Source organism: Burkholderia sp. 3C (assembly GCF_054589155.1).
In genome coordinates, this window is the sequence record NZ_BAAILN010000131.1 from 27,638 (window position 1) to 45,144 (window position 17,507).

A 17,507-nucleotide genomic window follows, 5' to 3' on the forward strand; every position below is an offset into this window, starting at 1 on the left:
CTGCGCGCCGGCGCGGCGCGAGGGCCGCTTCGTGACGCTGGCCAGCGGCTGCCCCGACGATGTGAAGGCGGGCGCGCTGGCCGTCAATGCCGATGCGCGCGTGCGGATCGCCACGCTGCGCGAGGGCGCGAGCCTGCCGTATGAAGTGCCGCCGGGCGGCGCGGCCTATCTGGTGGCCGATCACGGGCCGCTCGAACTGGGCGGGGTGCGGCTCGCGGCGCGCGACGGCGCGGCGATTCGCGGTGGCCCGGCGCTCGTGCTGACGGCGCGGGCCGATACCGATCTGCTGATCGTCGAGTGGCGGCCGCCGGTTTGACTGCGTCGTTCCCGCCGGGGCCGCCCGCCGCTGTGCGGTCACGACGGCAGCGTCAGATCCTCCAGCCCCATCTGCTTGAGGAAGGCGGCCTGCTTCTCGTGATACACGGCGTCGATCGCCTCGGTGCCCTTGCGCTGGCCGTCGATCGTCACGCGCAATGGCCGCTGCCCGCGCGGCATCGCCAGTACCTCGACGGCGGCTTCGCCGACCGCGGATACGTCGAGCGGGCCGCCGTGGGCCGCGTCGATAGCCTCGAGCCGCGCGCCGAGCGTGGCGGCGCGGCCGGGCAGCGTGCCGTATTGCTGCTCGATGGCGGTGTAGGCGGGCGGGTTCGCGTCGGCGAAATGTTCGGTTCCCGAAGTAAAGGCGCCGGGCACGAGGATCGTGCTGTCGATGCCCGAGGGCCGCACTTCCATCGCCATCACCTCGGCCAGTGCGTCGCCGGCCGCCTTGCTGGCGATGTACGGGCCGAGGAACGGCTCGTGCAGGCGCGCCGTGGTGCTGCCGACATACATCAGCAGCCCATGCCCCTGCCGCCGCATCGCGGGCAGCACCGCGCGATTGACGCGCAGCCACGACAGCGCGTTGGCATCGACGATGCGCGCCACCTGTTCCACCGAGAACGCTTCGGTCAGGCCCGTCATCAACATGCCGGCGTTGTTGACTACCGCGTCGAGGCGCCCGTGCGTCGCGACGATCCGGTCGACGGCCGCGCGGCAGCCTGTCTCGCACAGCACGTCCAGTTCGAGCACATGCAGCGCGAGCCGTTCGGCCTCGGCGATCCGCAGCAGCGCATCGCTGCGTGCCCGGTTCTTGCCGAGCGGATCGCGCATGCTGGCGTGCACGCAGTGCCCGGCCCGCGCCAGCGACAGGGCGATCGCGCGGCCGATGCCGGAACCGGCACCCGTCACCAGCACGACTTGTTGCGTATCGTGTGTCATGGTGCGTGCCTCGCTCAGGGCCGCGTGCGGATCAGCACCTTGCCGCGCGCGTGGCCGGTGGCCAGCTTTTCGAGCGCGGCGCGGGTGTCATCCAGCGGGAAGATCGAATCGGTCACGATCTGCAATTGCCCCGCCGAGAATTGGCGCGCGGCTTCCGCGAGGAACGGCGTGGCGCTCGCGAAGAACACGGCTTCGCCCGTCAGGTCGCCCCGCGATTCGATGCCGAACTCCACCAGCGTCACGATCCGGCCGCCCGCGCGCAGCACCTGCCACGATCGGGCCAGCGTGTCGCCGCCGTGCATGTCCAGCACGAGGTCGATGTCGCGCAGCGCCGACACATCCTGCGTGCGGTAGTCGATCACTTCGTCCGCGCCGAGGCTCCCGACCAGCTCGAGATTGCGCGCCGACGCCGTGGCGATCACGTACGCGCCGGCCAGATGCGCCTGCTGCACGGCCATGCTGCCCACGCCGCCCGCGCCGGCATGAATCAGCACACGCTGCCCGCGTTGCAGGCGGCCGCTGTCGAACAGCGCCTGACGCGCGGTGCCGAACGCGGTGGGCACCGCGGCGGCCTGCTCGAAGCTCATGCTGGCCGGAATCGCGTGCACATCCGCCGCCGCGATCGTGATGCGCTGGGCGAATGCGCCGCCGGCAGTGGGCGCGCTGCGGCCGAATACGCGCTCGCCCACTTGCAGGCCGGTGACCTGCCGGCCCACCGATTCGACCACGCCGCTGAAATCGCTGCCCGGCACGTACGGGAATGCGATCGGAAACACGGTTTGCAGCGTGCCGGCCAGGATCTTCAGGTCCAGCGGGTTCGCGGCGGCGGCCTCGATGCGCACGACTACCTCGTCGTGGCCCGGCTCGCGCTGCGCGGTGTTGCCGATGACGACCCCGTCCGGGCCGCCGAAGGCGGTGACGATGGCTGCTTTCATGGTGCGCTCCTCGTTATGCCGATCGATCAGGACTGCTGCGGAAACTGGCCAAGCTGAAGGAACAGGCCGAACCAGTCCTCCATGTGCCAGGTGGTGGTCACGCGCTGGCCGTCCAGCTCGTGGAATTCGTGCAGGCGGAAGCTGACGTGCTTGCCGCTGGCCGGAATGCCGAACAGCTCGCCCTGGTGCGTACCGGTGATTTCGGCGCGCACGCCGATCCTGCCGGGCACCTGGATCATGTCGTGAATCACGATCTTCACGTCCGGGAACGCTGCGCCGAAGCTGCGGATGATCGGCTTGATGCCTTCGGGGCCGGCGCCCTGGCCGGGGGCCAGCGGGATGTCGTCCCAGTCGGGGGCCAGCACGGCGTCGACGAGGTCGGGGTTCTTGTCGCTGAACGCGCGGTACAGCGTTTCCACGGCGTGGCGCTCGGCGCTCAGGCGGTCGGAATCGGACAAGGCGAGTTCATGGGAGGTGGCCGTCATGGTGGGTCTCGTTTCGCTTCAGGGTTGGAGTGACTGAAGTGTGCTGGCGGCTGTAAAATCCGTCCAACAAATGAACGATATAAATGATTATTTGAATTATGGATTTTCATGGCATCGACCTGAACCTGCTGGCGGCCTTCGACGCCCTGATGAACGAGCGCAACGTCACGCGCGCCGCGACCCGGGTGGGCGTGAGCCAGCCGGCCATGAGCGCGGCGCTGGCGCGGCTGCGCCGGCTGTTCGACGACCCGCTGTTCCTGCGCAGCGCGGGCGGCCTGCTGCCCACGCCGCGCGCCCGTGACCTGGCCGAGCCGATTTCGCAGGCGCTGCGCCAGATCGAGGCCGCGTTGGTGAGGAAGCCCGCGTTCGAGCCGGGCCACGCCGCGCTGCGCTTCAATCTCGGGCTGGCCGATTACCCGGCGTTCGTGCTGCTGCCCGCGCTGTTGCAGGCGCTCGGCGAGCAGGCGCCCGGCATCGCGGTGGACGTGCACGCGTTCAACGATCGCGATCACGCCGTCGATCTGCTCGATGCGGGCGCGATCGACGCGGCCATCGGCGTGTCGCCCACGCGCGCCGATGGCCGGATCATGGTGCGGCCGATCCTGCGCGACGCGTTCGTCACGATCGTCGCGCGCGATCACCCGGCCGCGCGGCGCGGCATGGACATGAACACGTATCTGGCGTTGCCGCATGTGCTCGCGTCGCCCGAGGGCGAGCGGCACGGGCTGGTGGATCAGGTGCTGGCGCAGCAGGGCAGGCAGCGCACGCTCGCGCTGACGCTGCCGCAGATGTTCGCGGTGCCGCTGGTGGTGGCGCGCTCGCGCATGACGGCCACCGTCATGAAGCGCGTGGCGCTCAGTTCGCCGGCCGGGCGGGAGCTGGTGCTGTTCCCGCCGCCGGTGGCGCTGCCGGAGATCGTGATCCATCTGATCTGGCATCGCCGCAGCGATGCCAGCCCGGCCCAGCAGTGGCTGCGCGCACTGATCGAATCGATCGCCGCGCAACTGTGAGGCGCGTGGCGCGTCAGCCGAGCGTCACGAGCGCCTTGCCGGAGAACGCGCGCTGACGCAGCGCGTCGAGGTGCGCCGGCAGCGCGTCGAACTCGACGGCCACCTGCGCCTCGGTGGCGAGGCGGCCCGCCGCGATCTGCTGCAGGATCGCCTCGCCGGCCTTGACGACGCGCGCCCAGTCGTCGTCGCTGCCGTGCGGATGCAGCGCGGCGAGCGCGACTTCGTGCATCGACAGCGCCTGGCCGAACGGCGGATTCGGCCAGGTCGCGGCGCGCCCCTGAATGCACACCAGATGGCCGTTCGCGCCGAGCACGGGCGCGAGCTGCGCCGCGTGCTCGTCGTTCACGCTGTCGATCACGGCGAAGTAGCGGCCGGCGTGGGCGTCGGGCCAGCGGCTGCTTGCGTCGAGCGGGCCGTCGAAGCGGCGTTGCGCGCCGAGTGCGCGCAAGCGCGCTTCATGGCGCGGGTGGCACATCACGTCCACCTGAAAGCCGAGCGCCACGGCGAACTGCACCGCATACAGCCCCACCGCGCCACCGGCGCCGCTGATCAGCACGCGGCCCTGCTCGCGCAGCGGCAGCTTGTCGAGCGCGAGCCAGGCCGTCAGCGCCGGGCAGGGCATGCCGGCGGCCGTCGCCAGATCCACGCCGTCCGGCACGCGCAACACCGCGCGCGCCGCGACCGGCGTGTATTCGGCGAAGCTGCCGGGCGTGGCCAGATCGGTGTGATAGGCCACGCGCGTGCCGATCCAGTCGGCCGGCACGTCGTCGGCCACCGCCACCACGGTGCCCGCGCCATCGACGCCGGGCACCTTGCCGGGCGCCCAGTCGACCAGGTCGCCGCCCAGCACCTTCCAGTCCACCGGGTTGAGGCCGATCGCGGCGTTGCGCACCAGCATCCGGCCGGGCGCAAGCGGTTCGACCGCCACGTCGGCCAGACGCAGCGCGAGGGGATCGGCGCTGCCGGCCCAGGTCCAGGCGCGCCAGGTCGCGGGGGCCGCTGCGGTTGCGATGGGGGTTGGGGTCGTCATCGTCGTGGTCATCTCAGCAGTAGGCCCCGGCCGAAGAGGTCGGCTTCTCGGTGTGGAACGTGACGGCGGCGTCGAGGCCGGTGACTGGCAGGCCGATATGCGAGAACGAACGGCGGGAGGTGACGGACATCCTGGGCTTTCCTTGCGAGAGAGAAGGCGTCAAGGGTAGGGCGCGGCGAGCTATAAGGAAACGCAGGTTTCGTGATCGATTCGATGAATTTTGCTTATCGCTGGGCGCCCCGAATCGATGAAAAGTTGTCTCCCAGGCAACCACAGTGTCGTGGAGATTAATTTTGACGAGGAATTTCCACGTGTACCATGGCGACACTTTTGTTGCTCCCGGATACGTACGCCGCATGCCCCGCAAACCCGTCACCGCCGATACACCCAGCCTGCCCGACGAGCCGTCCGCCGCCATCGACGCCGCGCGCCGGCCCGCCGGCCCGCTGCGCCCCGTGCGCGAGGAGATCAACCTCGGCGAACGGCTGCGGGCGCTGCGCAAGGCGCGCGGGCTGTCGATCGAGCAGGTGGCGAACAGCGTCGGCGTGACCAAGTCGTTCCTGAGCCGCTTCGAGCGCGACGCCGTGTCGGCCTCGGTGGCCACGCTGCTCAAGGTGTGCGACGCGATCGGCGTGCGGCCCGGCACGCTGTTCGATCCGCCGGCCACCAACCTCGTGCGCGCCGGCGAAGGCCGCCCGATCAGCCTCGGCGGCGAGGGCATGCACGAATACCTGATCGCGGGCGTCGGCAACGAGCACCTGATGGCGCTGCTGTCGGTGATCGAGCCGGGCGGCGGTTCGGGGCCGGAGCCGTACAAGCTCAACGCGGCCGTCGATTTCGTCCACCTGAAGGAAGGCGAACTCGACATGGTGGTGGACGGCGAAACCTATTCGATGAAGGCCGGCGACACGCTGACCTTCCCGCCCACGCTCGCGCACACGTGGCGCAACCCGTCGGCGACACAGCCGGCCATCGCGATCTGGGTGATCGCGCCGCCGATCTGAGCGAGCCCGCCATGACGCGCCTTCATGCCGGCCCGGCCGGCGCACCGAGCCTCGACCGGATCGATCACGCGATTCTCGACGTGCTGCGCCGCGATGGACGGATCACCTACCAGCGCCTGTCGGAGCTGGTGAACCTGACGCCGCGCCCGTGCCTCGAACGCGTGCGCAAGCTCGAAAAGCTCGGCGTGATTTCGGGCTACGGCGCGCTGATCGACATGAAGCGCGTGGCGCCGAACCTCACGCTGTTCGTGCAGGTGGCCCTGTCGAACCAGAGCGGGCGCGCGGCGCAGAAGGCATTCGAGACGGCGCTCGCGGGCGCGGCCTGGGTGCTCGACGTATATCTGGTCAGCGGCCAGTTCGATTATCTGATTCGCATGGAGTGCCGCGACATGAGCCATTACCGCGAACTGACCGAAACCTGGCTGGCCGACGCGCGCTTCCATATCGACAAGATCGCGAGCAGCCCCGAGCTGGCCGCGCTCAAGCGCACGCTCGCGTACTGAGACGACGATGCGACAACGTTCATCGTGCCTCGTGAAAATAGATTCGTTCTGCGAATCATTTGATCGACGGAATCGGCCGGACTGCGCGGAAATTGCGACAGAAAACGGCGGCGCGCCGCGCCGATTTCGACAGATCCGGCGCTTTTTTCGATCCAATAATGTTCGCCCGCAGCCGGCCTCCGGCGCAGTGGCGCACCGACTGCCCAACCACCCTGCCCTGACCTCGTGAGATGACCATGAAACGCCTTGCCCGCACCCTGCTGATTGCCGCCGCCTTCTGTTCCACCTTCGCGCAGGCGAAGGAGTGGACGCAGGTCAACGTCGCCACCGACGCCACCTTCCCGCCGTTCGAATCGGCCGCGCCGGACGGCAGCCTGACCGGCTATGACATCGACCTGATCCACGCGCTGTGCGATCGCGCGCAACTGAAGTGCAACGTGATCAACGCGGCCTGGAGCGGCATGTTCCCGGGCCTGCTCGGCAAGAAGTACGACGCGCTGATCTCGTCGCTGAACATCACCGAGGAACGCAAGCGCGTGATGGCGTTCACCGACGTGTACGAATTCCCGGTCTACCGGTTCGTCGGCCCGAAGGCCGAGCATCTGCAGATCACGCCGGAAGGGCTGAAGGGCAAGACGATCGCCGTGCAGACCGGCACGCCGATGGACAACTTCATCACGCAGCGCTTCGGCAGCGTCGCCACGATCAAGCGCTACGAATCGGGCAGCGAGCCGTATCTGGACCTGGCCGCCGGCCGCGCGGATCTGCACTTCTCGTATCAGGCGCAGATCGACGCAAGCTTCCTGTCGAAGGCCGACAACGCGAAGCGCTTCGAGCTGATCGGACCGTCGTATACGGGCAAGGACAGCAAGGCGCTCGGCGAAGGCGTGGCGATCGCGGTGCGCAAGCAGGACGACGACCTGCGCATGAAGTTCAACGCGGCGCTCGCGCAGCTTCGCAAGAGCGGCGATCTGAAGAAGATCAACGACAAGTGGTTCGGCGCCGGCTCGAACGTCACGCAATAAATCGCAGTCCTTACGCTTACCGGCCGCCTCGCGCGGCCTTATCGGCATCGACCATGATTCAGGAATACTTCCGCACCGTCCTCGCGGCCGGCACCGTCACGCTGGCGCTGGCCTTCGTGTCGATCGCGCTGGCCACGGCCTTCGGCCTGCTCGGCGCGATCTGCAAGCTTTCGCCCGACCGCCGCGTGGTCTGGCTCGCCACGATGTACACCACGGTGGTGCGCGGCATTCCCGATCTGGTCATCATGTTCATGGTGTTCTACAGCCTGCCGGGCCTCGTCAATCAGGTGCTGACGGCGCTCGGCAGCGACGCGAGCTTCGAGCTGAACCCGTTCGTGGCCGGCTCGCTGACGCTCGGGCTGATCTTCGGCGCCTACATGACCGAAACGTTTCGCGGCGCGCTGTTGCGCATTCCGCGCGGGCAGGCCGAGGCGGGCTACGCATACGGCATGACCGCGCCGCAGGTGTACCGGCGCATCCTGCTGCCGCAGATGGTGCGGCTCGCGATTCCCGGCTTCACCAACAACTGGCTGGTGCTCGTGAAGGGCACCGCGCTGGTGTCGCTGATCGGCCTGCACGATTTGATGTTCCGCGCGCGCGGCGCCGCCGAGGCGACTCGCGAGCCGTTCACGTTCTACGTGTTGGCCGGTGCGTTCTATCTGGCCGTCACGATCGTCTCGCTGGTGGCGCTGCATTGGATCGGCCGACGCTTCTCGGCCGGCACGCGCGAGGTGCGGGGATGAACTGGGACCTGATCTGGGATAACGCCCCGATGTATGCGCAGGGGCTGCTGGAAACGCTGTGGCTGATGTGCGCGTCGGTGGCGATCAGCTTTGCGATCGCGGTGCCGCTGTCGATCGCGCGCGCCTCTCACCAGCGCTGGATCGCGTGGCCCGTGGCCGGCTACACGCTGGTGATGCGCGGCACGCCGTTGCTCGTGCAACTATTTATCGTCTATTACGGCTTCGCGCAGTTCGACTGGATGCGCGAATCGTTCGTGTGGCCGTGGTTTTCGAACGCGAGCTTCTGCGCGATCCTGGCGTTCGTGCTGAACACCACCGCCTACAGCACCGAGATTTTCGCCGGCGCGATCCGCACCGTGCCGCGCGGCGAGGTGGAGGCGGCGCTGAGTGTCGGCATGAGCCGGCCGCTGCTGATGCGTCGCATCGTGTTGCCGTCGATGCTGCGCGCCTCGATCTCGCAATACGGCAACGAAGTGATCCTGATGCTGCAGGCCACCTCGGTGGCGAGCACGGTGACGCTGCTCGACCTGACGGGCGTTGCGCGCTACGTCAGCATGAACTACTACATCTCGTTCGAACCGTACGTGACGGCCGGCGCGCTCTATCTCGCGCTGACGCTGCTGCTCACGCGCTTGTTCCGGTTCGCCGAGGCTCGCTGGCTGCGCCATCTCGCGCCGCGCGCGCACTGAGGTCCCGCCGATGCGTGCACCGCTTCATCTCGACCGGGTCGGCAATTGCATCGGTGCGCATGCCGTGTCGAGCGCGCCGCGCCGCGAGCGCCCGCGTCAGTTTCCGAGCGGCGCGCTGACGTAGCGCGCCGTCGCGCGGCCCGGCACGCCGGCCGCATTTCCTCACCAATTTATCAAGGAGTCCTGCCATGTCTTCCGTTCCGTTCACTCAATGCGACTTGTGGGGCGTGCCGTTCGACGGCGAATCCTCGCTCGGCTACCCGGGCTCACGCTACGCGCCTGAGCGCGTGCGCAACGCCGCGCGCTGGATCAACATGCGGATTCAGGACGGCAAGGTTTACTGCCTGGAAACCGACGGCTTCTTCGAGGTGGGATCGAGCCTGCTCGTCGATCGCGGCGACGTGACGGTGTCGAACGACACGCTGGCGACGTTCGCGGCCACCGAGACGGCGGTGCGAGAATCGCTGGCGAACCGGCGCATGCCGATCGTGATCGGCGGCGACGACAGCCTGCTGTTCCCGGTCGCCAAGGGCGTGCATGACGCGCTGCCCGGCAAGATCGCGATCGTCCACTTCGACGCGCACCTCGACCTGATGGATTCGAGCGAGGCGCAAGGCCGCTTCAGTCAGTCGAGCGGGATGCGCCGCGCGCTCGAACTCGATCGCGTGGATTCGGATCACTGCATTCAGGTGTGCGAACGTCATTTCAACTTCCCGGCATCGGGCCGCTTCAAGCACGACACCGGCCTCGTGCATCTGTCCGCGCGCGAAGTGCTGCGCCTGGGGCCGGCGGCCACCGTGGCGAAGATCCTCGAACGCACGAAGGGCGCCGATCACATCTTCCTGTCGTTCGACATCGATGCGATCGACCCCGCGTACGCACCGGGCGCCGGCGCGCACGAACCGGGCGGCATCAGCTCGGCCGAGGCGCTGGAGATGGTCGAGATGCTCGCGCCGCATTGCGTGGCGATGGCGATCACCGAAGTCAACCCGACCACCGATGTGGGCGACATGACCTCGACGCTCGCGGCCTATCTGGCGTTCTCGTTCGCGGTGTACGGGAGCCAGCGCGGCGCCTGATTCCGGCGCAGCGCAATCGGCTGCGCAAGCCGCTTGCAACAGCGGTTTCAGGCAGGGCGGAGCGGGGAAAACGCCACGAAACGCGAGTGGGGATCTGCAAGAATGACCGGTATCGATCGCACGGATAAAGCGCATGAATCGATCAGTCATCCCAATCAGTTTTCGCTCCGCCATGTCCCGACAAACCACCGATACCGTGCTGATGGTGCGCCCCGCGCGCTTCGCGTTCAATCCACAAACGGCGCAGGACAACGCGTTCCAGCACGACGAACCGGCGCACGAACACGTGCATCGCGCCGCGCTCGCCGAATTCGACGGCTATGTCGATGCGCTGCGCGTGCGCGGGGTGGAGGTGATCGTCGTTGACGACACGCCCGAACCGCCCACGCCCGATTCGATCTTCCCGAACAACTGGTGGTCGTCGCACGACGACGGCACGCTCGTGCTGTATCCGATGCGCGCGCCGAACCGGCGACAGGAGCGCGACGGCCCGGTGCTCGGCGCGCTGGCGAACCGCGTGGTGTGGCCGCGCACGTTCGACCTCAGCGCCTACGAGCGCGAGAATCGCTTTCTCGAAGGCACCGGCAGCGTGGTGTTCGATCGCGACGCGCGGCTCTGCTATGCGTGCCGCTCGCCGCGCACCGATGCCGGCCTGCTCGACGCACTGGCGCGCCGGCTCGGTTATCAGGCGTTCGCGTTCGATGCGGCCGACCGGCACGGCACGCCGATCTATCACACCAACGTCATGATGTGGGTGGGCACGACGCTGGCCGGCGTGTGCGCCGAGGCGATCGTCGACGACACCGATCGGCGCGCCGTGCTCGGCGGCTTGCGCGCGGCCGGCAAGGTGGTGATCGAACTGAGCCTCGCGCAGCTCGGCGCGTTCGCCGGCAACATGCTGGAGGTGCGCGGCCGCGATGGGGCGCCGCTGGTGGCCGCATCGCGCACCGCGTGGGCGGCGCTCGACGGCGCGCAGCGCGACACCCTCGCGCGTCATGCCACGCCGATAGTGGTGGCGATCGACACGATCGAGCGGGTGGGCGGCGGCAGCGCGCGTTGCATGCTGGCCGAGGTGTTCGCGCCGGCCGGCCGCATGCAAGGGGGGCCGCGATCATGATGACGGTGCGCATGGCGCGGCCCGGCGATGCCGGCGCATTGCTCGCGCTGGCTCGGACCACGGGCGTGGGCATGACCTCGTTCATGCCCGACGCGGCGCTGATCGAGGCGCGCATCGCGCGCAGCGTGGCGACCCTGGCCGGCAGCTTGCCGCCCGCGCAGCAGGGCTACCTGTTCGTGCTGGAAGACACCTGCAACGGTTGCGTGGCCGGCGTGTCCGGCATCGAGGCGGCCGTCGGGCTCGACGCGCCCTGGTACAACTACCGGATCGGCCGCTTCATTCATGCGTCGAAGGAGACGGGCGTCAGCAGCGATGCCTCGGCGCTGTTCCTGTCGAACGACCATACCGGTCACAGCGAGCTGTGCACGCTGTTTCTCGCGCCCGATTACCGGCGCGACGGCAACGGCGCGCTGCTCTCGAAAGCCCGCTTCATGTTCATCGCCGCGTTCCGCGAGCGCTTCGCACGCTCGCTGGTGGCCGAGATGCGCGGCGTGACCGACGCGGCGGGCCGTTCGCCGTTCTGGGACGCCGTGTGCCGGCCGTTCTTCCAGATGGAGTTCCCCGCGGCGGATCGATGGGTAGGACTCGGCCGCAAGTCGATCATCGCCGAACTGATGCCGAAGCATCCGCTGTATCTGGCGCTGCTGCCGGCCGAGGCGCGCGCCGTGATCGGCGCGGTGCATCCGCACACGGCCCCGGCGCGGGCCTTGCTGGAATCGGAAGGACTCCGATTCAGTCAATACGTCGACATCTTCGACGGCGGCGCCACGTTGCAGGGCGAGATCGACCGGTTGCGGATTGTGGCCGACAGCACGCACCGGCCGCTCGACGCCGCGCTGACTGCGCGACACGGCCCGCAATTGCTGGCCAACGACGCGTTGCACGGGTTCCGGGTGGTGATCGGCAGCGCCGATGGCGATCCGGCGCGGCTTGGCGATGCGCTGCAATGCGAGCGCCATGCGCCGGTGCGATGCGCGGCGCTGCGCGCCACGCCCTCGAACGGTGCGGGCCACGCACCGGCGCGGCGTGCGGCCTGAGTGTGTGCGGCGGCCCGCCTTGCCGGGTGGGGCCGCCGCCTTTGGTTCGATTCTTGCGTAACAAAAAGGCGCGGCAGCCGCTTCGGCCGGCCCGATCCAAACCGGGAGGACTCCGATGTATCGCTCACCCCAACTCACGCCCGAGCTGTTGCTGCTCCAGCACGCGTCGAACGGCGGCGCGCCCGTCGAGCGCGCGCTGTTCGTCCGCCTGTTGCAACTGATCGGGCTGCGCCGCGCGGGGCAAGCCGCCTGAGCGGGGCCGCTCGCGCTTTCACTGCGTGCGCCGGAAGCGCCGATCGAGCCGTTGCGACGCGCGATCGACAGCGCGAGCAAGAACTGAATAAGGGAAACCACTCGTCAGCGTTTCTACCAGGTGTGAATCAAGTCTGATCATTTGGGGCCGTAATAACGACGTGCGCCGGAGAATGGGAACAACCATTCGTATATCGAACCATTTCACGGACCAAGAATGAGAACCGCACGGGTCCGGCGTCCGGGTTTCGTTCGACCAATCGATCCATTCACATGCTTAAAAATCTGTCGATTCGCCATTGTGTGAACGCGATCATCGGCCTGTTCGGCCTTGCATTGATCGTCGGTGCGTTGCTCGGTGTGGTGTCATTGAACGCGGCGAATCACGACCTGAAGCAGATGTACACGGTCGATACGCCGGCCGTGGCCAACCTCGAAGGCAGCTCGGGCCAGTTGCTGCGCCTGCGCCTGTCGCTCGCCACCTACGACTCGCTGACGAACATCGGCGACGCGGCCGGCGCCGATTCGGCGTTCAAGCGTTCGGACCAATACATCAAGCTCTCGAACGAGCGTTTCTCGGCGTATCTGGCGCAGGTCGGCGACGATCCGGGCGCGCGCGGCCTGATCGACGACATGCAGAAGCGCCGCGACGACTTCATCCATCTGGGCATCGAGCCGGCGATGGCCGCGCTGAAGGCCGGCGACAAGGCTGCGTTCGGCGAGATCCAGGGCCACAAGCTGTCGCCGCTGTATTCCGCGTACGAAAAGGCGATGCTCGCGCTGGAGAAGCATCAGGTCGATATCGGCGAGGCGCGCTACGAGGCCGCGCAGCGGCAATTCTCGATGGTCATCGTGGCGGTGGCGGTGGGCCTGGTGCTGGCGCTCGCGCTGTCGCTGTTCGTGCGGATCTGGCTCGTCAAGGCGATCGTCAAGCCGGTGGATGCCGCCGTCGAGAGCTTCGGCCGCATCGCCGACGGCGATCTGACCGGCAAGGTCGAGGTCACGGGCCGTAACGAAATGGGCAAGCTCAGCGAGGCGCTGCGCAATATGCAGGACTCCCTGACATCCACGGTGGGCGCGGTGCGCAGCAGCACCGAATCGATCAACGTGGGCGTGGGCGAGATCGCGGCGGGCAACACCAACCTGTCGCAGCGCACCGAGGAACAGGCCGCCTCGCTGGAGGAAACCGCCGCCAGCATCGAGCAACTGACCTCCACCGTGAAGCAGACCGCCGACAACGTGCGCCAGGCCAGTTCGCTGGCCGAGGGCGCATCGGGCCTGGCCGCCGAGGGCGGGCAGCTCGCGCGCGACGTGGTGGGCACCATGCAGGAGATCGTCGGCGATTCGCGCCGGATCGGCGACATCGTCGGCGTGATCGAGGGCATCGCGTTCCAGACCAACATCCTCGCGCTCAATGCCGCCGTGGAAGCGGCCCGCGCCGGCGAGCAGGGCCGCGGCTTCGCGGTGGTCGCCAGCGAGGTGCGCTCGCTCGCGCAGCGCAGCGCCACCGCCGCCAAGGAGATCAAGGGCTTGATCGTCGAATCGACGCAGCGCGTGCAGACCGGCGCCGATCTCGTGGAGCGCTCGGGCACCACGATGAACGAGATCGTCACCGCGATCGGCCGCGTGAGCGGCATCATGAACGAGATCGCCGTGGCGTCGAGCGAGCAGAGCGACGGCATCGATCAGATCAATATCGCCGTGTCGCAGATGGACGAGGTCACGCAGCAGAACGCCGCGCTCGTCGAGCAGGCGGCGGCGGCCGCCGCTTCGCTGGTCGATCAGGCGCAGCGCCTGGGCGATGCGGTGTCGGTGTTCCGGATCGAGCAGCAGGCCGGCGCGGCGTCGTTCGCGCAGGGTGGGGCGGCGGTGCGAGGCGGGATGCGGGCGGGCGTGCCGCAGTTCGCCTGAGCACGAGCGGCGTATCGAAAGCGGCGGCAAAAGAACGATAAAAGCGAGGAACGATAAAAGCGAGTTTTTCTTGCGAATCGCGCGCCGCTTTCGCTCAAAAATTGATCGGCCGGGCTTTTAAGATGAGCGTCGTGAATCGCCGGGTTGCCGGCGATGCCGACTCATCGTGAAGGAGCCTCACCATGCTGGTTGTGAACGCGCGCGCCGAACGGCGCGCCTACCCGGACGCGCTGAAGGCGCTCATGTCGGTCGAACGCGCCGAGGAGAGCCGCAACTGGATCGCCAACTGGAGCGGCGTGTCGCGCCACGCGACGCCCTTGTACGAGCTGCCCGATCTGGCCGCGCGCATCGGCGTGGCGCAGGTGTGGGTGAAGGACGAATCGGTCCGCTCCGGCCTCGGGAGCTTCAAGGCGCTCGGCGCGCCCATCGCGCTGGTCAGGCTCGTCATGCGGCTGAACGCCGATGCGCAGCTCGATCCGGCCGGCTTGTTTCGGGGTGCTTATCGCAGCCGGCTCGACGGCTTAACGGTGGTGAGCGCGACCGACGGCAATCACGGCAAGGGCCTGGCCGCGGCGGCGCGCAGCATCGGCTGCCGGTGCGTGATCGTGCTGCATGCGAACGTCAGCGTCGAGCGTGAAGCGGCGATCGCGGAGCAGGGCGCACGGATCGTCCGCATCGCGGGCAACTACGACGCCTCCGTGGCGGAAGCGGCGCGGCTGGCCGGAGCGAACGGCTGGCACGTCGTGTCCGACACGTCCTACCCCGGCTACGAGATCATTCCGCGCGACGTGATGCAGGGCTATGGCGCGGTGGCGGCGGAAGTCGTCGAGGCCACGCGCGCGCCGCAGGGCGGCGGCGCGCCCGCGTTCAGCCACGTGTTCCTGCAGGGCGGCGTGGGGGGCCTGGCCGCCGGCATCTCCAGCTACTTCTGGGAAGTGTTCGGCGAGCAGCGGCCCACGGTGGTGATCGTCGAGCCGGAGCAGGCCGATTGCCTTTACCAGAGCGCCCTCACCGGCGTGGCGGAGAAGGCCACCGGCTCGGTCGATTCGATCATGGCGGGCCTGGCGTGCGGGGAGACCTCACCGCTGGCGTGGCGCTTCCTGGCGACCGGCGCGGATTACTTCATGACGATTCGGGATGCCGACGCCATCGCCGCGATGCAGGTGCTGGCGGCCGGCTCGGGACGCGATATCCCGATCGTGTCCGGCGAATCGGGGGCGGCCGGGCTGGCCGGGCTGTGCGCGCTGGCGGCGGACGGTGCGCTGGCGAAGGTGGGTGGCGGCCGCGCGTCGCGGGTTCTCGTCATCAACACCGAGGGGGCGACGGCGCCGACGGTGTACAGAGAGCTGGTGGGGGAACGGGCGGAGGATGTGTTGGGGCGGCAGGGGGCTTGGGTGAGGGCGCGGGTGGCTTGAGGCTGAGGCACCCGCTGCGGCGACCGCTGATCGAACCGGGCCGGCTAGGTGTTGCCGTGCGACCTTTCTGCCGTTGCAATGAGATGCCACGGCAGCGACTCGTAATACTGGCGCACTGTCGTGAACGCGACGTCGAAGGGCGGAAGCTCACCTTCGATCGTGGGTGCGAGATCCGCATACTCCCGTTGCGAGCGCTCGCGGATCGCCGGAGCGGCCATCGACTGGCGATCGATGCGAAGCCCGCGCGATTCCGCCTTTTCGATCAGCAACCGCAGCACCCGCTCGATACGTTCGCGATCGGCACCCCAGTGAGTCAGAAAATAGTGCAGGTCGTAGATATCCTGACGCCGGGATCGTTGCCGTTCTTCCTGTTGCAGGATTGCGCGGAGCTTCTCGGCGAGCAGTGTGGTTTCGCTATATGTCTGGATTTCGAGCTCGCCATCGACTCCGAGGAAATCGACGTCGCCGATGATTTCATTGAAGCTGTAGTCGATCTGGACAATTTGCGGAGACTGCCGATCTGCCAGACGCTTCATCGCGCTTGCGTTGCCTTTGGGCGCGTAGCCGATACGAATTCTCAGCGTTTGAAAATTGCCTTCGGCGCGTGGTTGCAGGTCGGTGCTCTGGATACCGCAGGCGATGCCGTAGTTCAGCGCTTCCGCAGCTTGCCGGATGGCGGCGTTCAGGCGTTCGATGAAGGCGTCCTGGCCAGCGGCGAACTCGCGGTAGTGGGCTTGCGTCGAGAAGTCGACGTCGGTCGTGTGGCGCCCCGTGGCGTAGCGGATCGCCATCAATACGCCGCCTTTCATCACCATCACCGGTTTCAATTCGTGCGATGCGCCGATCGCGGAAAGCACGATGTGGACGACGTTGCGAAAGGCTTGTTCGCGCGCGTCGGCGGCGCCGGTTACCCAATCTTCTACAGTGGTCATCAACGGCTCACGTTAAGGGAAATCATCCATTTTTCCGAGAACGCTGGCCAGTACGCTTCAGCGGGATCGAGTTTGCGCGAGCCGCCACGTTGAGCGAACTGCGTCCAGGCCTCAATGCGCGGATTGCCTCGGATTTCGCATCGATCCTCCAAGATATATCCGCCGCGGACTTTTTCGATCGGTTCGCCGTGCCGATCTAACTCATCGATGATCAAGGGCAAATAAGCGCGTGCATGTTCGACAAACGTGTCGATTACATGATGAATGCCGCCGCACAGATCGGGGCGCCGCAGCATGTCGAGAAAGGTCCGGCCGACGCTGGCGACGCGTACCGGGCGATCGCGAAGCGAGATGAATGAGCCGGCTGCCTTGCTGGCAAACAGGTTGAGCTTGCGCTTGCCTGCCGTATCGAACGCAAGCCTTTGCAGGGGGGGCATGCGGGCCGCCTGGTAATCGGCCAGGCTGTCGCCCAGGTCCGCAGTCATTCGATCGGCTGCCTGTTTGCGCCACTCGGTTGCCGGGTAGGTGGTCGCGAAAATCAGCCGGGGTACCAGCTCGGTCAGGCCGTGATATTCCATGGCCGACAGATGGGAGAGATAGCTGAATGGATCCAGTCCACACAGGATGTCGGCGGGGTCCTTGAACGGCGACAAGGTCATGAGCCACGTGTCGTCGGGCAGGTCGTTGCGGTGTTCGAGGACACCGTTTTCGATCAGATCGTCACGGCATTTGAACAGGCTCGAACGGCTCGGTCGCGAGCTGCGTGGATTCTTGATGCGGTGCCCGGCATGCTCGCGCGTGGCATGAAGCTGCCAGAGCATCGCGCCAAGATCGTAGAGCGTCACGACACCGGAGCGATGCGCCTTGCCGAGCCGCAACGTGAGTGCACCGACGACTGAGAGAGTGGGTTCCATGAGTATGGGATGTAAAAAAGCACTGCTTGTCCTGAGGACAAGCAGTGCTTTAATAGCATTGATTTCGCAAATCGTCAAGAAAATAACTAAATGAGACGTTAAAAACAGAGAGAAATTTGTTGATTTATTTAATCACGGCGTTTACGATGCGTCCTTAGGACGCATCGTA

General features: G+C 67.3%; 19 protein-coding genes. 13 read left to right on the forward strand and 6 right to left on the reverse strand.

Translation table 11 applies throughout. The features are described 5' to 3' along the window. Nucleotides 1–316, forward strand: a 316-nt coding sequence (locus ACYP33_RS26315) for a pirin family protein (protein ID WP_459624498.1), incomplete at its 5' end; no start/stop codon positions are given. A gap of 38 nt (nucleotides 317–354) precedes the next feature. On the opposite strand, the gene ACYP33_RS26320 is transcribed toward ACYP33_RS26315, so the two are convergent. The 3 genes from ACYP33_RS26320 to ACYP33_RS26330 are packed head-to-tail and all read right to left on the reverse strand — an operon-like array spanning nucleotide 355 to nucleotide 2,677. After that, nucleotides 355–1,257, reverse strand: a complete 903-nt coding sequence (locus ACYP33_RS26320; protein WP_459624499.1) for an SDR family NAD(P)-dependent oxidoreductase — start codon at nucleotides 1,255–1,257, stop codon at nucleotides 355–357. Between the two features lie 14 nt (nucleotides 1,258–1,271). Then, complete coding sequence (locus tag ACYP33_RS26325) at nucleotides 1,272–2,192, reverse strand: NADP-dependent oxidoreductase (RefSeq protein ID WP_459624500.1); 921 nt, start codon at nucleotides 2,190–2,192, stop codon at nucleotides 1,272–1,274. A 26-nt stretch (nucleotides 2,193–2,218) separates the two neighbouring features. Beyond that, nucleotides 2,219–2,677: an ester cyclase gene (locus ACYP33_RS26330; RefSeq protein ID WP_459624501.1), complete on the reverse strand. Its 459-nt coding sequence runs from the start codon at nucleotides 2,675–2,677 to the stop codon at nucleotides 2,219–2,221. A 98-nt stretch (nucleotides 2,678–2,775) separates the two neighbouring features. Here ACYP33_RS26330 and ACYP33_RS26335 point away from each other — a divergent pair, with 98 nt between their 5' ends. Continuing rightward, on the forward strand, nucleotides 2,776–3,687 hold the full coding sequence (locus ACYP33_RS26335) for a LysR family transcriptional regulator (RefSeq protein WP_459624502.1): 912 nt from the start codon (nucleotides 2,776–2,778) through the stop codon (nucleotides 3,685–3,687). Between the two features lie 13 nt (nucleotides 3,688–3,700). On the opposite strand, the gene ACYP33_RS26340 is transcribed toward ACYP33_RS26335, so the two are convergent. Continuing rightward, the gene (locus ACYP33_RS26340; RefSeq protein ID WP_459624503.1) at nucleotides 3,701–4,717 is read right to left on the reverse strand and encodes an alcohol dehydrogenase catalytic domain-containing protein; all 1,017 of its coding nucleotides are present in this window, start codon (nucleotides 4,715–4,717) and stop codon (nucleotides 3,701–3,703) included. A 356-nt stretch (nucleotides 4,718–5,073) separates the two neighbouring features. Here ACYP33_RS26340 and ACYP33_RS26345 point away from each other — a divergent pair, with 356 nt between their 5' ends. From ACYP33_RS26345 to ACYP33_RS26395, 11 genes are all read left to right on the forward strand, one after another. Continuing rightward, entirely contained in the window at nucleotides 5,074–5,721 is a 648-nt protein-coding gene (locus ACYP33_RS26345) for a helix-turn-helix domain-containing protein (protein WP_414448711.1), read from the forward strand. Nucleotides 5,722–5,732: 11 nt separating this feature from the next. Continuing rightward, the gene (locus tag ACYP33_RS26350) at nucleotides 5,733–6,224 is read left to right on the forward strand and encodes an Lrp/AsnC family transcriptional regulator (RefSeq protein ID WP_414448710.1); all 492 of its coding nucleotides are present in this window, start codon (nucleotides 5,733–5,735) and stop codon (nucleotides 6,222–6,224) included. Between the two features lie 236 nt (nucleotides 6,225–6,460). Next, nucleotides 6,461–7,249 (forward strand): transporter substrate-binding domain-containing protein, encoded by a 789-nt coding sequence (locus ACYP33_RS26355; protein WP_414448709.1) that lies wholly within the window; start codon nucleotides 6,461–6,463, stop codon nucleotides 7,247–7,249. A gap of 53 nt (nucleotides 7,250–7,302) precedes the next feature. Beyond that, nucleotides 7,303–7,992 (forward strand): ABC transporter permease, encoded by a 690-nt coding sequence (locus tag ACYP33_RS26360; protein ID WP_459624504.1) that lies wholly within the window; start codon nucleotides 7,303–7,305, stop codon nucleotides 7,990–7,992. Then, complete coding sequence (locus tag ACYP33_RS26365) at nucleotides 7,989–8,681, forward strand: ABC transporter permease (RefSeq protein ID WP_459624505.1); 693 nt, start codon at nucleotides 7,989–7,991, stop codon at nucleotides 8,679–8,681. Before ACYP33_RS26360 ends, ACYP33_RS26365 begins: the two co-directional genes overlap by 4 nt. A gap of 188 nt (nucleotides 8,682–8,869) precedes the next feature. Then, nucleotides 8,870–9,760 carry an arginase family protein gene (locus ACYP33_RS26370; RefSeq protein ID WP_414448706.1) on the forward strand — a complete coding sequence of 297 codons (891 nt, stop codon included), beginning with the start codon at nucleotides 8,870–8,872 and terminating at the stop codon, nucleotides 9,758–9,760. Nucleotides 9,761–9,932: 172 nt separating this feature from the next. Beyond that, nucleotides 9,933–10,877 carry a citrulline utilization hydrolase CtlX gene (ctlX, locus tag ACYP33_RS26375; protein ID WP_459624506.1) on the forward strand — a complete coding sequence of 315 codons (945 nt, stop codon included), beginning with the start codon at nucleotides 9,933–9,935 and terminating at the stop codon, nucleotides 10,875–10,877. Then, nucleotides 10,874–11,914, forward strand: coding sequence for an arginine N-succinyltransferase (astA, locus tag ACYP33_RS26380; RefSeq protein WP_459624507.1), 1,041 nt, complete (start codon nucleotides 10,874–10,876; stop codon nucleotides 11,912–11,914). Before ctlX ends, astA begins: the two co-directional genes overlap by 4 nt. 115 nt (nucleotides 11,915–12,029) lie before the next feature. Next, nucleotides 12,030–12,167 carry a hypothetical protein gene (locus tag ACYP33_RS26385; protein ID WP_414448703.1) on the forward strand — a complete coding sequence of 46 codons (138 nt, stop codon included), beginning with the start codon at nucleotides 12,030–12,032 and terminating at the stop codon, nucleotides 12,165–12,167. Between the two features lie 272 nt (nucleotides 12,168–12,439). Beyond that, a complete protein-coding gene (locus ACYP33_RS26390) occupies nucleotides 12,440–14,077 on the forward strand; it encodes a methyl-accepting chemotaxis protein (protein ID WP_459624508.1) in 1,638 nt (545 codons plus the stop codon). Between the two features lie 182 nt (nucleotides 14,078–14,259). Beyond that, nucleotides 14,260–15,492: a diaminopropionate ammonia-lyase gene (locus tag ACYP33_RS26395; RefSeq protein WP_459624509.1), complete on the forward strand. Its 1,233-nt coding sequence runs from the start codon at nucleotides 14,260–14,262 to the stop codon at nucleotides 15,490–15,492. Nucleotides 15,493–15,536: 44 nt separating this feature from the next. Here ACYP33_RS26395 and ACYP33_RS26400 read toward each other — a convergent pair whose 3' ends face one another. Both ACYP33_RS26400 and ACYP33_RS26405 read right to left on the reverse strand, forming a co-directional pair. Further along, nucleotides 15,537–16,424: a nucleotidyl transferase AbiEii/AbiGii toxin family protein gene (locus ACYP33_RS26400; protein WP_459624510.1), complete on the reverse strand. Its 888-nt coding sequence runs from the start codon at nucleotides 16,422–16,424 to the stop codon at nucleotides 15,537–15,539. Further along, nucleotides 16,424–17,338 (reverse strand): type IV toxin-antitoxin system AbiEi family antitoxin domain-containing protein, encoded by a 915-nt coding sequence (locus ACYP33_RS26405; protein ID WP_459624511.1) that lies wholly within the window; start codon nucleotides 17,336–17,338, stop codon nucleotides 16,424–16,426. Before ACYP33_RS26405 ends, ACYP33_RS26400 begins: the two co-directional genes overlap by 1 nt. Nucleotides 17,339–17,507 lie beyond the last annotated feature (169 nt).

Bases quoted from the DNA above. Each gene is read 5' to 3' on its own strand.
- ACYP33_RS26320 (WP_459624499.1), bottom strand. From the start codon at position 1,257: ATGACACACGATACGCAACAAGTCGTGCTGGTGACGGGTGCCGGTTCC.
- ACYP33_RS26325 (WP_459624500.1), bottom strand. From the start codon at position 2,192: ATGAAAGCAGCCATCGTCACCGCCTTCGGCGGCCCGGACGGGGTCGTC.
- ACYP33_RS26330 (WP_459624501.1), bottom strand. From the start codon at position 2,677: ATGACGGCCACCTCCCATGAACTCGCCTTGTCCGATTCCGACCGCCTG.
- ACYP33_RS26335 (WP_459624502.1), top strand. From the start codon at position 2,776: ATGGATTTTCATGGCATCGACCTGAACCTGCTGGCGGCCTTCGACGCC.
- ACYP33_RS26340 (WP_459624503.1), bottom strand. From the start codon at position 4,717: ATGACGACCCCAACCCCCATCGCAACCGCAGCGGCCCCCGCGACCTGG.
- ACYP33_RS26345 (WP_414448711.1), top strand. From the start codon at position 5,074: ATGCCCCGCAAACCCGTCACCGCCGATACACCCAGCCTGCCCGACGAG.
- ACYP33_RS26350 (WP_414448710.1), top strand. From the start codon at position 5,733: ATGACGCGCCTTCATGCCGGCCCGGCCGGCGCACCGAGCCTCGACCGG.
- ACYP33_RS26355 (WP_414448709.1), top strand. From the start codon at position 6,461: ATGAAACGCCTTGCCCGCACCCTGCTGATTGCCGCCGCCTTCTGTTCC.
- ACYP33_RS26360 (WP_459624504.1), top strand. From the start codon at position 7,303: ATGATTCAGGAATACTTCCGCACCGTCCTCGCGGCCGGCACCGTCACG.
- ACYP33_RS26365 (WP_459624505.1), top strand. From the start codon at position 7,989: ATGAACTGGGACCTGATCTGGGATAACGCCCCGATGTATGCGCAGGGG.
- ACYP33_RS26370 (WP_414448706.1), top strand. From the start codon at position 8,870: ATGTCTTCCGTTCCGTTCACTCAATGCGACTTGTGGGGCGTGCCGTTC.
- ctlX (WP_459624506.1), top strand. From the start codon at position 9,933: ATGTCCCGACAAACCACCGATACCGTGCTGATGGTGCGCCCCGCGCGC.
- astA (WP_459624507.1), top strand. From the start codon at position 10,874: ATGATGACGGTGCGCATGGCGCGGCCCGGCGATGCCGGCGCATTGCTC.
- ACYP33_RS26385 (WP_414448703.1), top strand. From the start codon at position 12,030: ATGTATCGCTCACCCCAACTCACGCCCGAGCTGTTGCTGCTCCAGCAC.
- ACYP33_RS26390 (WP_459624508.1), top strand. From the start codon at position 12,440: ATGCTTAAAAATCTGTCGATTCGCCATTGTGTGAACGCGATCATCGGC.
- ACYP33_RS26395 (WP_459624509.1), top strand. From the start codon at position 14,260: ATGCTGGTTGTGAACGCGCGCGCCGAACGGCGCGCCTACCCGGACGCG.
- ACYP33_RS26400 (WP_459624510.1), bottom strand. From the start codon at position 16,424: ATGACCACTGTAGAAGATTGGGTAACCGGCGCCGCCGACGCGCGCGAA.
- ACYP33_RS26405 (WP_459624511.1), bottom strand. From the start codon at position 17,338: ATGGAACCCACTCTCTCAGTCGTCGGTGCACTCACGTTGCGGCTCGGC.